11 protein-coding genes are annotated in these 16298 nt (G+C 41.8%); 8 read left to right on the plus strand and 3 right to left on the minus strand.

Annotation, left to right across the window (positions count from 1 at the left end):
• The first annotated feature begins 44 nt into the window (after positions 1-44).
• Entirely contained in the window at positions 45-1352 is a 1308-nt protein-coding gene (gene aceA / locus M1F03_RS01930) for an isocitrate lyase (RefSeq protein ID WP_154623066.1), read from the plus strand.
• Between the two features lie 104 nt (positions 1353-1456).
• Positions 1457-3208 carry a bifunctional isocitrate dehydrogenase kinase/phosphatase gene (gene aceK, locus M1F03_RS01935; protein WP_272661258.1) on the plus strand — a complete coding sequence of 584 codons (1752 nt, stop codon included), beginning with the start codon at positions 1457-1459 and terminating at the stop codon, positions 3206-3208.
• A 50-nt stretch (positions 3209-3258) separates the two neighbouring features.
• Here aceK and M1F03_RS01940 read toward each other — a convergent pair whose 3' ends face one another.
• Positions 3259-3903: a bifunctional 4-hydroxy-2-oxoglutarate aldolase/2-dehydro-3-deoxy-phosphogluconate aldolase gene (locus M1F03_RS01940; protein WP_154623064.1), complete on the minus strand. Its 645-nt coding sequence runs from the start codon at positions 3901-3903 to the stop codon at positions 3259-3261.
• A gap of 26 nt (positions 3904-3929) precedes the next feature.
• A complete protein-coding gene (edd, locus tag M1F03_RS01945; RefSeq protein ID WP_251464934.1) occupies positions 3930-5771 on the minus strand; it encodes a phosphogluconate dehydratase in 1842 nt (613 codons plus the stop codon).
• Positions 5772-6071: 300 nt separating this feature from the next.
• On the opposite strand from edd, the gene M1F03_RS01950 reads away from it, so the two are divergent.
• From M1F03_RS01950 to M1F03_RS01960, 3 genes are all read left to right on the plus strand, one after another.
• Positions 6072-6854, plus strand: a complete 783-nt coding sequence (locus M1F03_RS01950; protein WP_154623062.1) for an N-acetylmuramoyl-L-alanine amidase-like domain-containing protein — start codon at positions 6072-6074, stop codon at positions 6852-6854.
• Positions 6855-7336: 482 nt separating this feature from the next.
• Positions 7337-7612, plus strand: a complete 276-nt coding sequence (locus tag M1F03_RS01955; protein ID WP_196713961.1) for a helix-turn-helix domain-containing protein — start codon at positions 7337-7339, stop codon at positions 7610-7612.
• Between the two features lie 801 nt (positions 7613-8413).
• Positions 8414-9298 (plus strand): N-acetylmuramoyl-L-alanine amidase, encoded by an 885-nt coding sequence (locus M1F03_RS01960; RefSeq protein ID WP_247047175.1) that lies wholly within the window; start codon positions 8414-8416, stop codon positions 9296-9298.
• Here M1F03_RS01960 and iclR read toward each other — a convergent pair whose 3' ends face one another.
• Positions 9299-10129, minus strand: coding sequence for a glyoxylate bypass operon transcriptional repressor IclR (gene iclR / locus M1F03_RS01965; protein WP_004925895.1), 831 nt, complete (start codon positions 10127-10129; stop codon positions 9299-9301).
• Between the two features lie 209 nt (positions 10130-10338).
• On the opposite strand from iclR, the gene metH reads away from it, so the two are divergent.
• The 3 genes from metH (at position 10339) to M1F03_RS01980 (ending at position 16274) form a co-directional block, all read left to right on the plus strand.
• The gene (gene metH, locus M1F03_RS01970; RefSeq protein ID WP_163860573.1) at positions 10339-14022 is read left to right on the plus strand and encodes a methionine synthase; all 3684 of its coding nucleotides are present in this window, start codon (positions 10339-10341) and stop codon (positions 14020-14022) included.
• Between the two features lie 54 nt (positions 14023-14076).
• On the plus strand, positions 14077-14664 hold the full coding sequence (locus M1F03_RS01975; RefSeq protein ID WP_154623882.1) for a hypothetical protein: 588 nt from the start codon (positions 14077-14079) through the stop codon (positions 14662-14664).
• Positions 14665-14777: 113 nt separating this feature from the next.
• Positions 14778-16274, plus strand: coding sequence for an SEL1-like repeat protein (locus M1F03_RS01980; protein WP_230085860.1), 1497 nt, complete (start codon positions 14778-14780; stop codon positions 16272-16274).
• Positions 16275-16298: the final 24 nt, after the last annotated feature.

Raw genomic sequence — 16298 nt, forward strand, 5'->3', positions numbered from 1 at the left:
AACAAAACATCATAGACCCTACATAAATTATAAGGAATACGAACATGACGATATCACGCGCAGAGCAGATTACCCAATTAGAGAACGAATGGAAAAAAGCACGTTGGAAAGGCATTACTCGCCCTTATAGTGCTGAAGAAGTGGTGAAGCTGCGTGGTTCAGTTAACCCAGAACATACGCTTGCGACCAAGGGAGCACAAAGATTATGGGAGCAGCTTCACGGCCAGTCTAAAAAAGGTTATGTGAATGCGTTGGGCGCATTAACCGGCGGTCAAGCATTACAACAAGCGAAAGCAGGCATTGAAGCTATCTATCTTTCTGGTTGGCAAGTCGCTGCGGATGCCAATACGGCTTCAAGTATGTATCCTGACCAATCGTTATATCCCGTAGATTCGGTGCCTTCAGTCGTTAAAAAGATAAATAATACGTTCCGTCGAGCGGATCAAATTCAGTGGGCTAATGGTATTGGACCTGAAAATAAAGAATATATCGATTTCTTTTTACCGATTGTCGCTGATGCAGAAGCTGGTTTTGGTGGCGTTCTTAATGCCTTTGAATTAATGAAAGGCATGATTGAAGCTGGGGCTGCGGCGGTACACTTTGAAGATCAACTAGCGGCGGTTAAAAAGTGTGGCCATATGGGAGGAAAAGTATTAGTTCCAACTCAAGAGGCGGTACAAAAACTAGTTGCCGCTCGACTGGCAGCAGATGTCTCAGGGGTGGCAACTATTCTGATCGCTAGAACTGATGCGGATGCGGCTGATCTTTTAACATCGGACTGTGATCCTTATGATGCTGAATTTATTACAGGGGAAAGAACCAATGAAGGCTTTTTCCGTACGAAAGCAGGGATCGAACAAGCGATTAGCCGTGGATTAGCTTATGCACCATATGCCGATTTAGTTTGGTGTGAAACGTCAAAGCCAGATTTGGAAGCTGCTCGCCAATTTGCTGAGGCGATTCATGCAAAATACCCAGGTAAATTATTGGCTTATAACTGTTCACCTTCATTTAATTGGAAGAAGAATCTAGATGATGCAACGATTGCACGCTTCCAAGATGAACTTTCAGCGATGGGGTACCGTTTCCAATTTATCACCTTAGCGGGGATTCATAGCATGTGGTTTAACATGTTTGACTTAGCTCATGCATATGCGCAAGGAGAGGGAATGAAGCATTATGTTGAGAAGGTACAAGAACGTGAATTTGCGGCTATTAATAAAGGATATACTTTCTCTTCGCATCAACAAGAGGTGGGCACGGGTTACTTTGATAAGGTTACAACCGTCATTCAAGGTGGCACATCGTCAGTCACTGCCTTGACGGGGTCGACAGAAGAAGAACAGTTCTAAAAGGCAAATTTTTGCCTAAGTGACACATCGATTCCTTTTGTTCACGTGTATCTGTTTTTTATTTTTTCGGCACTTTCGAGTGCCGTTTTTTGTCGGGAGCTACTATGACACTATCGACTGAACAGATAATTGCTCAGACAATCTTGCAGGGTTTTGATGCTCAGTATGGTCGTTTTTTAGAAATAACCTCGGGTGCACAAGAACGATTTGAGCGGGCTGATTGGCATGCAATCCAAGATGCGATGAAGCAAAGAATACAACTTTATGACCATCATGTTGGATTGGTGGTGGCTCAGTTGCAATTTATGGGATTAGTTCAGTCATTAACACCGGAAATGTTATCCAGCATCAAACGTGTTTATACCACTCTGTTACCTAATTACCCTCGTTTTGAAATAGCGGAAAGTTTTTTTAATTCAGTGTATTGTCGTCTGTTTAAGCATCGCGAGCTGACACAAGAAAATTTGTTTATATTCACATCTCAACCTGCACGGCGTTTTAGTGATCTTCCCAGGCCACTCGATCGGCAATATTTGGTCAATGGCAGTTTATTTACTGTGTTACAAGAGATACTCAGTGCGCTGCCATTACGATTACGGTGGCGTTCTTTAAATTGGGATGTGCAATGTATTGTTGATAGCTTAATTTCCCGCTTCCCGAATATTCAAGATGAAAGCGTTTCTTTTCATATAGTTAATGAATTATTTTATCGAAATAAAGCGGCTTGGCTAGTGGGTAAACTCGTTATTAATGATGAGGTTCATCCATTTTTATTACCTATCCACCATGACGCTGATAATAGCCTTTATGTGGACACCTGTTTAACGGGATTTGACGAAGCAAGTATTGTTTTTGGGTTTGCTCGCTCTTATTTTATGGTATATGCCCCTTTTCCTGCGGCATTAGTTTTTTGGTTAAGAGAAATTTTACCCAGTAAATCCATTGCTGAGTTGTATATGGCAATTGGCTGCCAAAAGCATGGTAAAACAGAATATTACCGTGAATACTTGGCTTTTATTAATTTTTCTCGAGAACAATTTACGATAGCGCCGGGGGTTAAAGGAATGGTGATGTTGGTGTTCACTTCACCGTCATTTGATCGGGTATTTAAGTTGATTAAAGACGAGTTTGCCCCCCAAAAAGAGGTCACAAGAGCGCGCGTACAGGAGTGCTATCGGTTGGTGAAGGAGCATGACAGAGTTGGTCGCATGGCCGATACCCAAGAATTTGAAAATTTTATCATAGATAAACGCTATATCAGTGATGAGTTAATGGAGGAGTTGCGAAAGGAAACTCCGTCATTAATTGAAGATTTAGGAGACAAAATATTGATCCGTCATTTGTATATGGAAAGAAAGATGACGCCTCTCAATATTTATATGGATGATGCCAATGAAGCGGAATTACGCCATGTGATTGATGAATACGGTCAAGCAATCAAGCAGCTTGCCGCAGCGAATATTTTTCCTGGTGATATGTTGTTTAAAAACTTTGGCGTGACACGGCATGGGCGTGTTGTTTTTTATGACTATGATGAAATTTGTTATATGACCGAGGTGAATTTCCGACGTATCCCTGAGCCAATGTATCCAGAGCAGGAGCTGTCGGGAGAGCCTTGGTATAGCGTAGGAGAGCATGATGTTTTTCCTGAGGAATTCGCGCTGTTTTTATGCCAAGACCCCAAAATACGAGGCTATCTGCAAGAACGGCACGGAAATCTATTTACGGCAGAATATTGGCAAAGTTTACAAAATAGGATCCGTAGTGGGCATATAGAGGACGTTTATGCGTATCAAGAGGAACTGCGCTTTTGCCGATGTATTACGCATGAAAAAGTGTGTATAAATAGTGACTGAGCTTAAGATACCGAGCCACTGTCGTCATCAACTCTGGCTCGGTATAGATTTTATGCTAGCTTAGCGCCCTTAATGGCTTCTTCCGCTAATTGAGTGATGCGCGGATAGTCACCGGCTTTCAAGGCATCCTCTGGCACTAGCCATGAGCCGCCAATACATAGTACGCTTTTTAATGCGAGGTAATCGCGATAATTGGCAGGAGATATCCCTCCCGTCGGGCAGAATTTTACTTGCGGGAACGGGCCAGCGATGGCTTGCAGAGCTTTAATTCCGCCATTAGCTTCAGCAGGAAAGAACTTAAACGCCTTCAAACCATGATTCATTCCAAGCATTAATTCAGAAACGGTGGATATACCTGGAATTAAAGGAATACAGCCCTGAGTTGCCGCACAGAGTAACTCTTCCGTTAGCCCTGGGCTAATAGCAAATTGCGCTCCAGCTTCGGTGACTGCTTCAAGTTGTTGAACGTTAATTACAGTGCCTGCACCAATAATGGCTTCCGGAACTTCTTTTGCGATAAGCCGAATCGCGTCAATGGCACATTCTGTTCGTAGCGTCACTTCGAGTACTTTAATCCCCCCTTTGACGAGTGCTTTTGCAAGAGGGATTGCGTGCTCAAGTTGATTAATGACGATAACGGGAACGACAGGACCTGTATTTAGTACATCCTCAGCCGACAATTTCCAATTTTGCATAATCTTTTCCTAATCCACTGAAACAGTTAAAAATTGAGACTACAAGCGCCTTCTTCCGCACCCGAACAATGCTGGCGCAGTGCACCAAATAGTTCTCTGCCACAACCTGAATATTGGGTACTTAAATCAGGTTGATACGCTTGACGTTTCGCAAGTTCATGTTCATCGACTAATAGCGTTAGCTCACCCGTTAGACCATTAACACGTATCATATCTCCATCTTGTACTTTGGCGAGCAAGCCCCCTTTGTTGGCTTCAGGAGTGACATGAATGGCTGATGGAACTTTGCCTGATGCGCCAGATAAACGACCATCTGTAACCAAGGCGACTTGATAGCCTCGGTCCATTAAAACACCTAATGGTGGCATTAATTTATGGAGTTCAGGCATACCATTTGCAGATGGGCCTTGGAAACGAACGATAATGACACAATCGCGATTCAATGCTCCGGATTCAAAAAGGGGGAGGATAGCGTGTTGATCATTAAATACGACGGCAGGCGCTTCAATTATTTGATTTTCTTCAGGTATAGCGGACGTTTTCATTACCGCACGTCCTAAGTTACCAGAGAGTACCTTTGTGCCGCCATGCTGAGAAAAGGGGTGATGAATATCTGCGATGACTTGTAAGTCAAAAGAGGTTTTGGCACCATCACGCCACTCTAACTGCCCATTATTTAGCCATGGTTCCAAGGTGTAGTGTGAAAGGCCATAACCAGCAACGGTATTAACATCATGATGAAGTAGGCCTTTTGATAGCAGCTGATGAACAAGCAGGGCAACTCCGCCTGCCGCTTGAAATTGGTTGATATCCGCTTGTCCGTTCGGATAGATACGACAGATTAAGGGAATAATGGCGGATAATTCAGAGAAATCATCCCAATTAATCATAATACCTGCGGCCTTAGCGATAGCAATCAGGTGCATCGTTAAATTGGTTGAGCCTCCCGTTGCGAGTAAGGCTATGATGCCATTCACAATCACTTTTTCATCAACTAGCTGGCCGATAGGCAGGTAGTTGCCTGACTGTTTGGTTAGGCGAGTAATTTGGCGAGCCGCGGCATCTGTTAAAGCATGGCGTAATGGTGTGTCAGGCTGCACAAATGATGAACCGGGTAAATGAAGCCCCATCACCTCCATGACCATTTGATTAGAGTTAGCCGTGCCGTAGAAGGTACAAGTGCCTATACTGTGATAAGAGGCCGCTTCTGCTTCGAGTAAAGCACTGCGATCGACTTTCCCTTCAACATATTGCTGGCGGATCCTCACTTTTTCTTTATTTGGTAGCCCTGTGGTCATAGGCCCTGCTGGAACAAAAATGGCCGGTAGGTGCCCGAAAGATAAGGCGCCTATCATGAGGCCCGGAACAATTTTATCGCAAATACCAAGATATAAAGCGCCATCGAACATGTTGTGTGAAAGCCCTATTGCGGTGGACATTGCAATGACATCACGGCTGAGTAAAGAGAGTTCCATACCATCCTGACCTTGGGTCACACCATCACACATTGCAGGTACACCCGCAGCGACTTGGCCAATAGCACCCGATTCACGTAATGCGGCTTTCAAGCGCTCTGGATAGGTATCGTAAGGGCGATGGGCGGATAGCATGTCATTGTAGGCGTTAATAATCGCGATATCGGAGTGTGTCAGGCTCTTGAGGATGTTTTTATCTTCAGGTTGGCAGGCAGCAAAACCATGGGCGAGATTACCACAAGCGAGCTCAGCACGATGCACTGTTGTACGCTGAGCTTGTTCAATTTTGTGTAGATACTGTTCCCTTGTGTTTTTTGAACGTTCGATAATACGCTTGGTTATTCGCATTATTTCTGGATGAACGCTACTCGCTATCTTTTTGGAATTGCTCATAATTACAGACCTCACAATAGAGATTTTACTATCAGCCAACACTGTTTTTATCGACTCAGTGTGTTGATGATATTCTTTTCACATCAAATGTTACCGGTAACATTGTTTATTGAAATCGTAAGAGTTGCAATGGATGATATGCAAATTTCGAGCTATCTGTGATCTGAATCAAGATTATTGAGGTCTCAGGAAAAGGTGAAACGGTGTTGTTTTATTGCTGTGCGGCTGAATTTACGCTGATATTTGTTGTCTAGTGATAGATATCGTTCTATTCATAAAAACACCAATAATAGGAATACAATGCTTAAACGATTTATTGCGGTGGCTTTAGTGTTAATGTGCTCGGTAACGAAGGCTGAAACGGTCTTAGAATCAGGGTCGTTATCAATATTGAAGGATATCCAACATAATATCAAAGGGCTCGACTCTGAGCAGCGCGTGAAATTAATAACAGCCATGTTCCTAGGCACACCGTATAATGACCGTACGTTGAATTCGCATGATTCAGAGAAGGAAAGCTTGGTTGTCAATTTAAAATCAATGGATTGTATGACATTCATTGAGTATACCGAAGCATTAAAGCAGTCAGATAATTATGATGATTTTATTTCTAATTTAAAAAAGACTCGATACCGCGAAGAAAATATCGCCTATATCACTCGGCGACATTTTTTTACTGATTGGCTGTTGGCCGCTGATGAAGCGATGTCTGATATGACTCAGGAGATTAGCCCTCATACGATACAAGTACATAAGCATTTGAATCAAAAAGGCAATGGCCAATTGCTGATTCAAGGTCTCCCTGTTACATCACGAACGATCAGTTATATTCCAACTCAGTATATTGATGAGGCTGTTCTGAAAAAACTCCAAACAGGTGACTATATTGGTATTTACTCGAATAAACCGGAATTGGATGTGAGTCATGTTGGTATTGCGATTCGTGAAGGCAATAAAATCTATTTTAGAAATGCATCCTCGTTGAAATTAAATTTAAAAGTTGTGGATGTAGAGTTAAACCGCTACTTACAAGATAAAGTGGGGATCATCGTTATAAGGTCGAAAGGCGTCAATTTTGGTTAAGAGGGTATTTTAAAAACATAACATTGGTTTGTGTGTGATCGTTTGATTTTAAGTTAGGGGAAGCATTTATTTCTATTGGCGTTAAGTTTTTTACTCCTGAGGCTTTTATTACTATTGAATTTAAAATCATGATCTATGTCATATTATAAATATGTTATTAGCTATTTTTTGTTTTTAGAAATATTGTTTTAAGTGTCTAACTATTTCTAGACTTATTTAAAGTGTAAACAGTTATGAATAAGTTAAGTATAAATAATTAACTATAAAAATATTTCAAAAGATTATGAAAATAAAAAATGATTAAAAAGCAATGAATTGCTTTTTAAAAAATAGAGATGAGAGTTTAAAAACGTTAAATGATAATTATCATCTATCAATTTATTAAAGTTTGATTGTTGATAACTATTTTTAATAAAAAATGGAGATCCTATAATAGAAAATATAAAAAAATAATTATTTATTTCTTTTTCTAGGAGAGGGGTATGGCTATAAGAGAAAGAGAAGATGTGTATACCTTATTAGGTCATCATTTGCGGCAAGCAAGAATGAAAAGAGGGCTATCGGGTAACGAATTAGCCGATATTATTAATTTAAGTCAGCAACAAGTTTCGCGTTATGAGCGTGGAGTGAATAAGCTAAGTTTAGATAAACTTATTGAAATTGTTGTTTTTTTAGATATCGATATAAAAGATATCATGAGTATCATCACGAACGAAATTGAGCACGAAAAACGGACGATTTATTCAACAATAAGATAGGATATTGTATTCATTATATTACTATTCCTATCTAATATTTATTAATATAATTAATTAGTGTGAAATTGAATAAGCTTCTTAAGCGTGAGGCAAGATCCCTCTTTGTACCTAAGATAGTCAATATGCTCGGTCATCGATGCTTAACAGGCGTTTGATCTTATCGATGAGTAACTGGTGTTAAATAATCAGTTACTCATGTAAATAATATCAACCCATTAATTTAATAGAGTGGTTATTATTCAATAAATATATTTTTAATCTCAGTACTACTTTAGTATGAATGATACGCTTAAATCTTACACTAACAGTGTTATTCTTAAGCGTTAAAAGGACAGATAAGTTAATTGACATTCGGTTTCTACTTAATTAATGACCCTGTATTGCTATTATATTTTAATAAATAATCATTGTTTGAAAATAGTTGTTCCACATCCTCGCGATTTATCTTGTCATTGCTTTGCCGTTTTCTGTTTGTATATTCTCGCACTTCTACTTAATGATTGACTGCTAATTCTTAATCCTTATCTTCGTATTTAGTCGATGTGACTCATTGCATAAAAGTGAAATTGAGCATCAAAATGGCAAATATTGATAGCGAGTCTATGTATTAATACTCTTCAATGGGTTCAAGAAAACATCATATTAAAATTTGGACATCAAAATTCTCAAGGCGGTGTAGCCGCATTTTGAGGCCATTTGCAGCGAACCTCGCGTTCTATTGATGCTTTGTATATTTTTTGTGATCTGATAAAAAGGTAGAATAGGCATCGGTGTGATGGCGCGCCATAAAGGGCTGAACAAATGACTCGTAATTTATTAATTTTATTTGTGTTTATTATTTCAGGCTGTTCGACACTCTCTTCACGGCAGGGGTATTATGTTGATACGAGTTATCCATCACGTAACACCAGTGAGAGAGTTCAATATGTGGTTTTGCATTACACTGTCTCTAATGATGATTATTCCATTTATTTGCTCACTAAAGGGCAAGTGAGTTCCCATTATCTGATCCCTAGTCAGCCTACACAGAAAGATAACCAACCCGTCGTATTACAATTAGTTCCAGAAGAACTGAAAGCATGGCATGCGGGTGATAGCCACTGGCGGTATCATAGTGGCTTGAATGATATTTCCATTGGTATTGAAATTGTGAATGCGGGTTTTAGTGTTGACAAAAAAGGTAATAAGACATGGGCACCTTTTAATCAGTCTCAAATTTCAGCGTTGATCCCATTAGTTAAAGATATTATGCAGCGATACAATATTCCGGCTCAGAATATTGTTGGTCATAGTGATATTGCGCCATTGCGTAAAGAAGATCCTGGTAGAGCCTTTCCTTGGGAAACATTAGCGAAACAGGGCATTGGTGCTTGGCCTGATGCAGCAACGGTCACAAATTATTTATCGGGTCGAAGTGCCTATGAGCCCGGTAATGTGTTGTTGCTACAGAAAGCATTGAGATTTTATGGTTATGCCGAGGTACCGTTATCCGGTCAGCTTGATGCGCAGACACAAAAGATTATTCGTGCTTTTCAAATGCACTTCCGTCCACGCAATATTGAGGGGAAAGCCGATGCTGAAACTGAGGCTATTGCGTTAGCATTAATTGAAAAGTACCGTGATATGTCACGTTTTCTCTCTTCTAACCAATTTGAGCGGCCACAGGTTCAGCATGTGGGGGATTAGTTAACGGATTGCGCCATATTCACGGCTGATCTCTTTCGCAGCTTTGATCACCATCGCACCCAGCTCAGTCACGCGATCATCGGTGATACGTGACAGTGGCCCTGAGATTGAAATCGCAGCAAAGGCTTCTTTGTGCTCATCATAAATACACGCGCCGATACATCTTAACCCTAACGCATGCTCTTCATCATCGTAGGAAAACCCTTGTTTTTTCGCCTGTTGCAAGTTTTCTTTTAAGGCCGAAGGGGTGGTTAATGTATAGGGTGTATAGGCGTGGAGGCCTTTTTTACTCAGCAAAGGAATCAGCTGTTCTTCTGGAAGATTGGCAATAAACGCTTTACCCGCACCTGAGGCATGTAGCGGTAGTTTACCCCCAATCGGCGCTGACATGCGCATTAATGCATTGCATTGTACTTGATCGACGATGACAGCATCGAATTCACTGTGATCTAAAATGGCAAGATTGACGGTTTCACCCGACTCTTCCATTAAACGACGCAATATAGGGTGAACTAAAGCAAGTAAATTACGGCTCTCAAGGAAGCTACTACCAATAATAAAGGCATTAGAAGCAATAACCCATAATCCAAGATCCCCTGTTTGGCGTACAAAGCCATGCTGTTCGAGCGTCATGAGCAAACGGTGCGTGGTGGAATTGGGTAAACCTGCTTGTAGGGCTAAATCCGTTAAAGCAATTCCCCCCGTTGATTCAGAAATATATTCCAAAAGTGTTAGTCCACGACTTAATGACTGGACTTGACCTGCCGCAGGTGCGCCACTTGCTGGCCCTTTTGCCTTTTTTATTTTTTTACTGATTGATGCAGTCGCCATTAAGTCTCTCCTGACTGGAATGAATTTTTGTTTCTATTATGAATGATCTCACCCCAAAATACTCATCGGATCAGTGAAAAATTAGATCTGATGCAACCTGAGAAACTCTCATCATGGCATGGGCTTCTCGACCTAAAAACTATGGTAGGATTATCATAGCGCTAATTTAACTTATGACTAAGGTTGTTGTTTTTTAGGAGGCAGGGAAAGTGAGTTATAAAATCAGTAGGTTAGAACAAGAATTACAAAAGAGAATCTTAGTACTGGACGGGGCGATGGGGACAATGATCCAACGCCATAAACTCACTGAAGAACAATTTCGTGGTGAACGATTTGCGGATTGGCCTAGCGATCTAAAAGGAAACAATGATCTACTTGTTTTAACTCAGCCAGAAATCATTCGTGAGATCCACAACCAATATTTTGAAGCAGGCGCTGATATTGTTGAGACTAATACTTTCAACTCAACAACGATCGCAATGGCGGACTATAAAATGGAATCCTTGTCTGCTGAAATTAATGAAGTCGCCGCACGTATCGCTCGTGAATGTGCTGATGAGTGGACTCGTAAAACCCCCGAACAACCGCGTTATGTTGCGGGAGTACTGGGGCCGACCAATCGAACAGCGTCTATTTCTCCGGATGTTAACGATCCCGCATTTCGAAACATTAGTTTTGATCAACTGGTTGAAGCATACCGCGAATCAACGCGATCACTGATCAAAGGGGGTGTTGATTTGATCATGATCGAAACCATTTTTGATACGTTAAATGCCAAAGCGGCTATTTTCGCGATTGAAACCGAATTTGAAGCTTTAGGGATCACGTTGCCGGTCATGATTTCAGGCACGATCACGGATGCCTCTGGACGGACGTTATCGGGACAAACGACCGAAGCTTTCTATAACTCATTACGTCATGCTAAACCTATTTCATTTGGTTTGAACTGTGCCTTGGGGCCGGATGAATTACGCCAATATGTTTCTGAATTATCGCGTATTGCTGAGTGCTATGTGAGTGCACACCCTAACGCGGGGTTGCCAAATGCGTTTGGTGAATATGACCTTGATGCACAAAACATGGCGGCTCAAATTCATGAATGGGCGCAGGCGGGTTTTCTCAATATTGTTGGTGGTTGTTGTGGAACAACACCTTTACATATCAAAAAGATGGCTGAAGCAGTTAAAGGAATTCCCCCTAGAGTATTGCCAGAACTTGCTGTTGAATGTCGTTTATCAGGCTTAGAACCCCTGAATATTGGTAAAGGATCATTATTTGTTAATGTGGGTGAACGGACCAATGTGACGGGTTCAGCAAAATTTAAACGCCTCATTAAAGAGGGTCATTACCAAGAAGCTTTAGATATCGCTCGTCAGCAAGTGGAAAATGGTGCTCAAATCATTGATATCAACATGGATGAAGGTATGTTGGATTCAGAAGCGGCCATGGTACGTTTTTTGAATCTGATTGCTGGTGAGCCAGATATTGCACGTGTGCCAATCATGATCGACTCGTCTAAGTGGGATGTGATTGAAAAGGGCCTTAAATGTATTCAAGGCAAAGGCATTGTTAACTCAATTTCGATGAAGGAAGGGGAAGCCGCCTTTATTGAACATGCCAAATTAGTGCGTAAATACGGTGCTGCCGTTATTGTGATGGCCTTTGATGAGGTGGGCCAAGCAGATACCCGCGAACGAAAAATTGAAATTTGCCGCCGTGCGTATCAAGTGTTGACCGAACAGATTGGTTTTCCGCCTGAAGATATTATTTTTGACCCCAATATTTTTGCAGTAGCAACCGGTATCGAAGAGCATAATAACTATGCGGTCGATTTTATTGAGGTTTGTCAGGATATCAAACAGCAATTACCGCATGCCATGATCTCTGGTGGAGTGTCTAACGTTTCGTTTTCCTTTAGAGGAAATGATCCTGTGCGAGAGGCTATTCATGCCGTATTCCTCTATTACGCGATCCGTAATGGTATGGATATGGGAATTGTCAATGCGGGACAATTGGCTATCTATGATGATCTTCCCGCAGAGTTAAAAGAGGCGGTCGAAGATGTCATTTTAAACCGCCGTGATGACAGTACGGAACGTCTACTCGAACTCGCTGAAAAATACCGCAAAACCAACAGTGATGAACAACAGATTCAACAGGCGGAATGGCGCTCATGGGATGTTGAAAAGCGCTTAGAATATGCCTTAGTTAAAGGCATTACTGAATTTATTACACAAGATACCGAAGAAGCACGTCAGCGTGCGGCAAGCCCGATTGAAGTGATTGAAGGGCCACTCATGAATGGCATGAATGTGGTGGGAGACTTATTTGGTGAAGGGAAAATGTTTCTTCCGCAAGTGGTAAAATCTGCTCGGGTGATGAAACAAGCCGTTGCTTATTTAGAGCCTTATATTCAAGAGCTTAAGCAAGCGGGAAGTAGCGCGGGTAAAATTTTACTCGCAACGGTAAAAGGTGATGTTCATGACATTGGAAAAAACATTGTTGGTGTCGTCTTACAGTGTAATAACTATGAAATTATAGACTTAGGCGTCATGGTGCCTTGTGAAACAATCTTAAGAACGGCTCGAGAGCAGAATGTCGATATTATCGGGCTTTCAGGGTTAATCACTCCCTCATTAGATGAAATGGTGCATGTTGCTAAAGAGATGGAGCGCCAAGGTTTTACTCTACCGTTGATGATTGGTGGAGCCACGACATCGAAAGCCCATACCGCTGTCAAAATAGAGCCAAACTACAGCCATTCCGTCACGTATGTGCAAAATGCATCACGCACTGTTGGGGTGGTTTCTGCTTTACTATCAGACACTCAAAAAGACGAATTTGTGGCACGAACCCGTCGTGAATATGAAGTGGTGCGTGAACAGCATGGCCGTAAAAAAACTAAAACACCGCCGGTTTCTCTTGATGTCGCCCGTGCTAATCCTGTGAAAATTAACTGGCAAGATTATCAACCGCCAGTACCGCGTTTTTTAGGCGTAAAAGAAGTTAAGGCATCCATTGAGACATTACGTCACTATATTGACTGGACACCTTTCTTTATGACGTGGTCTCTTGCTGGTAAGTACCCACGTATTTTAGAAGATGAGGTGGTAGGGGAAGAAGCGCGCAAACTGCTAAGTGACGCTAATAATATGTTAGATAAATTAGCTAAAGAGAAATCATTGACCCCTAGAGGCATTTTAGGGTTATTCCCTGCCAATCGTGTGGGGGATGATATTGAAATATATCACTCTACTGCCCGTGATAGCGTGCAGTCAGTTGCACTCAATTTACGTCAGCAGACAGAGAAAAAAGAGTTTCCGAACTATTGTTTATCTGATTTCGTGGCACCGAAAAGCAGTGGTAAAGCCGATTATATCGGTGCTTTTGCCGTTACTGGTGGTTTAGAAGAGGATGTGCTGGCGGAACAGTATGAGCAGCAACATGATGACTATAATAAGATCATGCTAAAAGCCTTGGCGGATAGGCTAGCCGAAGCATTTGCTGAGTATTTACATCAGCAGGTGAGAAAAGAGTATTGGGGTTATGCGCCAGAAGAAAATTTAGCGAATGAAGAGCTTATTCGTGAGAAATATCAAGGTATTCGTCCAGCGCCAGGCTATCCTGCTTGTCCTGAACACACGGAAAAAGAAAAAATTTGGCGGCTGTTAGATGTCGAAAATCAAATAGGGATGAAATTGACAAGCTCTTACGCGATGTGGCCTGGAGCCTCAGTGTCAGGTTGGTACTTTAGCCACCCAGATAGCAAGTACTTTGCAGTCGCTCAACTGCAACGTGACCAAATAGAGGATTACGCTAAACGTAAGGGGATGTCGGTGAGTGAGCTGGAACGATGGCTTGCCCCTAACTTAGGTTATGACCCAGAGGATTGATTTTTAGTGAGTTCGACACCATCTTATCAGTAAGACACTTAAAGAGGCTGAATGATGAGCTACGAATTTATGATTGAAGATAGGCTGCCGGATACGGCGGTCTATCCTTATAAAATCCAAAACAGTGCGGCACCTGAGACGTTTTTCATGAGCGAAGATTTCGTGAGCGCGATGATGAGCATTCTGCAAATCATGGATAAGCTGGATACTGACGAGATGCTCAGTGATCACTGTTTTAATCAAGTTTGGCTAAAGAGTGAATTGACACCGGCTCGAGCAGAGGAAATCTATCTTTATTTAGAAGATGCGAAAGTGGTTGAGCCTATTCCTTCACAAGAAGAAATTGAAGCATTTCATCAAGCGCAGCGCGAGGAAGATGCATTATTGTCCAAGGAAAGCCCAAAAGAAGGGATGATCCCAGTTCATAAGTTTGCGACGAATGATGGTTGGTTGGTGACGGTCAAAGAGTGCGGCTGGATTGCTGAAGTTTTCTCGGCTGAGTTAGTCGGGGAAAACCAATTTGTGGTGTCACAAATTGCCAACTTATGCAAAGTAAACCATGAAACATTGGAGTCAATGCTTGTTGAATGGGGTAAGTTTAATTTATTTGCCAGTAAACATGGCGGATATCGAGTGAATTAATGGAACAAAGGTGGTGAATGTTATCTCACCACCTTTATTCGCGAATAGACGCTATTCTTTATCGATTTTAGATTCGGCACACTTATTCTTTTCCATTAGGAGTGTTATGTTATATGCATAACGCTGGTGAATGGATAGAGCTAATGAATTTACGATCTTTAATAGTATTGCTTTGCTTGAGCAATGTGACTTTTGTGCAAGCTGAGACAACAGAACCGTTGTCAGTCAAAGAAAAACAATCATTACCAGCATCTCAAGTTTCACCTTCAAATAACCTGCCTGAAGATTTTACTCATCGATTGAAAGAAGCTGAGTCCGGCGATATTGACGCTATTTTGGATATTGGCCTCGTTTATATGGACGGTACGGACTATTTACCTGCGGACAGTCAGCAGGCGGCTATTTGGTTTAAAAAAGCCGCCAAACTGGGTAATACCGATGGCGATTATTATTTGGGGCTATTAGCGCAAAATCAGGAAAAATATGCAGAGGCTGCTCGTTGGTATCGTAAAGGGGCTGAAAAAGGCGATGCCTATTGCCAGTATGGCCTAGGATTTTTATATGAGCGTGGCTATGGCGTAAAACAAGATTACCAGCAAGCGAAAGCATGGTATTCAGAAGCCGCGGAGCAGGGGCAAGCCTATGGGCAATTTGCGCTAGGCATGTTCTACCATGATGGATTAGGCGGAGATGTCGATTATCAAAAAGCCCGAGAATGGTATGAGGAGAGTGCGCAGCAAGGCGTAGCTTCCGCAGTGAATAATCTGGCTGTGTTATATGAAAACGGTGAAGGCGTTGAAAAGGATGAAGAACGGGCCATCAACTTGTATCGCCAAGCGGCAAATATGGGCTCAGCAACAGCACAAACCAATATGGGCGACTTTTACTACGAAGGTCATCGCTTAATTGAGAAAAACCATTATCAAGCTATCTATTGGTACAAACGTGCCGCATTACAGGGAAATGCTGACGCGCAATTTGCCATGGGGCGAGGTTATGAATCAGGGGATGGAATAGGTAAAGATCTGCCGAGTGCGTTCGATTGGTATCAGCAAGGTGCTGAAAATGGTTCTGTTGCGGCTGCAATGAAAGTGGCTGAATTTTATGAGCAAGGCTTAGGTGGTGTAACAGCCGATCATGGAAAGGCCATTGAATGGTATATGAGTATGGCCGATGATGATATTCCCGAGGCTCAAGTTAAATTAGCGGAATGGTATCTGGAAGGACAGTTACCTAAAGTTGACAGTCAAAAGATCGTGAGTTGGTTATTGGCCTCCGAACAGAATAATATTCAATCAAAAAACCAGTTAGCGCTTTTTTATTTGACGGGCACAGGCGTACAACAAAACGTCCAAAAGGCACGAGAGCTTTTGCAGCAATCCGCATTTAAAGATATCAGTGAGGCTCAAAATAACCTTGCAGTAATGTATGCGCGAGGGCTAGGCGGCGAGAAAAATATTTTCCGTGCGATGAGGTGGTTTGAACGCGCGGCACAATCAGGTAATGCCGTTGCGATCAAAAACTTACAGCTATTACAGGAAAATAAAGAAGCGAAAGCATCAATGCTAAAATACAGTGATAACGTTCAATTAATAATGAATAAGCGGTGATGGATATAACAAAAGGGTCATTGG

Origin of the sequence: Providencia sp. PROV080, from assembly GCF_033688105.1 — a bacterium.
Taxonomy (GTDB): Bacteria; Pseudomonadota; Gammaproteobacteria; order Enterobacterales; family Enterobacteriaceae; genus Providencia; species Providencia zhejiangensis.

Bases quoted from the DNA above. Each gene is read 5' to 3' on its own strand.
- aceA (WP_154623066.1), top strand. From the start codon at position 45: ATGACGATATCACGCGCAGAGCAGATTACCCAATTAGAGAACGAATGG.
- aceK (WP_272661258.1), top strand. From the start codon at position 1,457: ATGACACTATCGACTGAACAGATAATTGCTCAGACAATCTTGCAGGGT.
- M1F03_RS01940 (WP_154623064.1), bottom strand. From the start codon at position 3,903: ATGCAAAATTGGAAATTGTCGGCTGAGGATGTACTAAATACAGGTCCT.
- edd (WP_251464934.1), bottom strand. From the start codon at position 5,771: ATGAGCAATTCCAAAAAGATAGCGAGTAGCGTTCATCCAGAAATAATG.
- M1F03_RS01950 (WP_154623062.1), top strand. From the start codon at position 6,072: ATGCTTAAACGATTTATTGCGGTGGCTTTAGTGTTAATGTGCTCGGTA.
- M1F03_RS01955 (WP_196713961.1), top strand. From the start codon at position 7,337: ATGGCTATAAGAGAAAGAGAAGATGTGTATACCTTATTAGGTCATCAT.
- M1F03_RS01960 (WP_247047175.1), top strand. From the start codon at position 8,414: ATGACTCGTAATTTATTAATTTTATTTGTGTTTATTATTTCAGGCTGT.
- iclR (WP_004925895.1), bottom strand. From the start codon at position 10,129: ATGGCGACTGCATCAATCAGTAAAAAAATAAAAAAGGCAAAAGGGCCA.
- M1F03_RS01975 (WP_154623882.1), top strand. From the start codon at position 14,077: ATGAGCTACGAATTTATGATTGAAGATAGGCTGCCGGATACGGCGGTC.
- M1F03_RS01980 (WP_230085860.1), top strand. From the start codon at position 14,778: ATGCATAACGCTGGTGAATGGATAGAGCTAATGAATTTACGATCTTTA.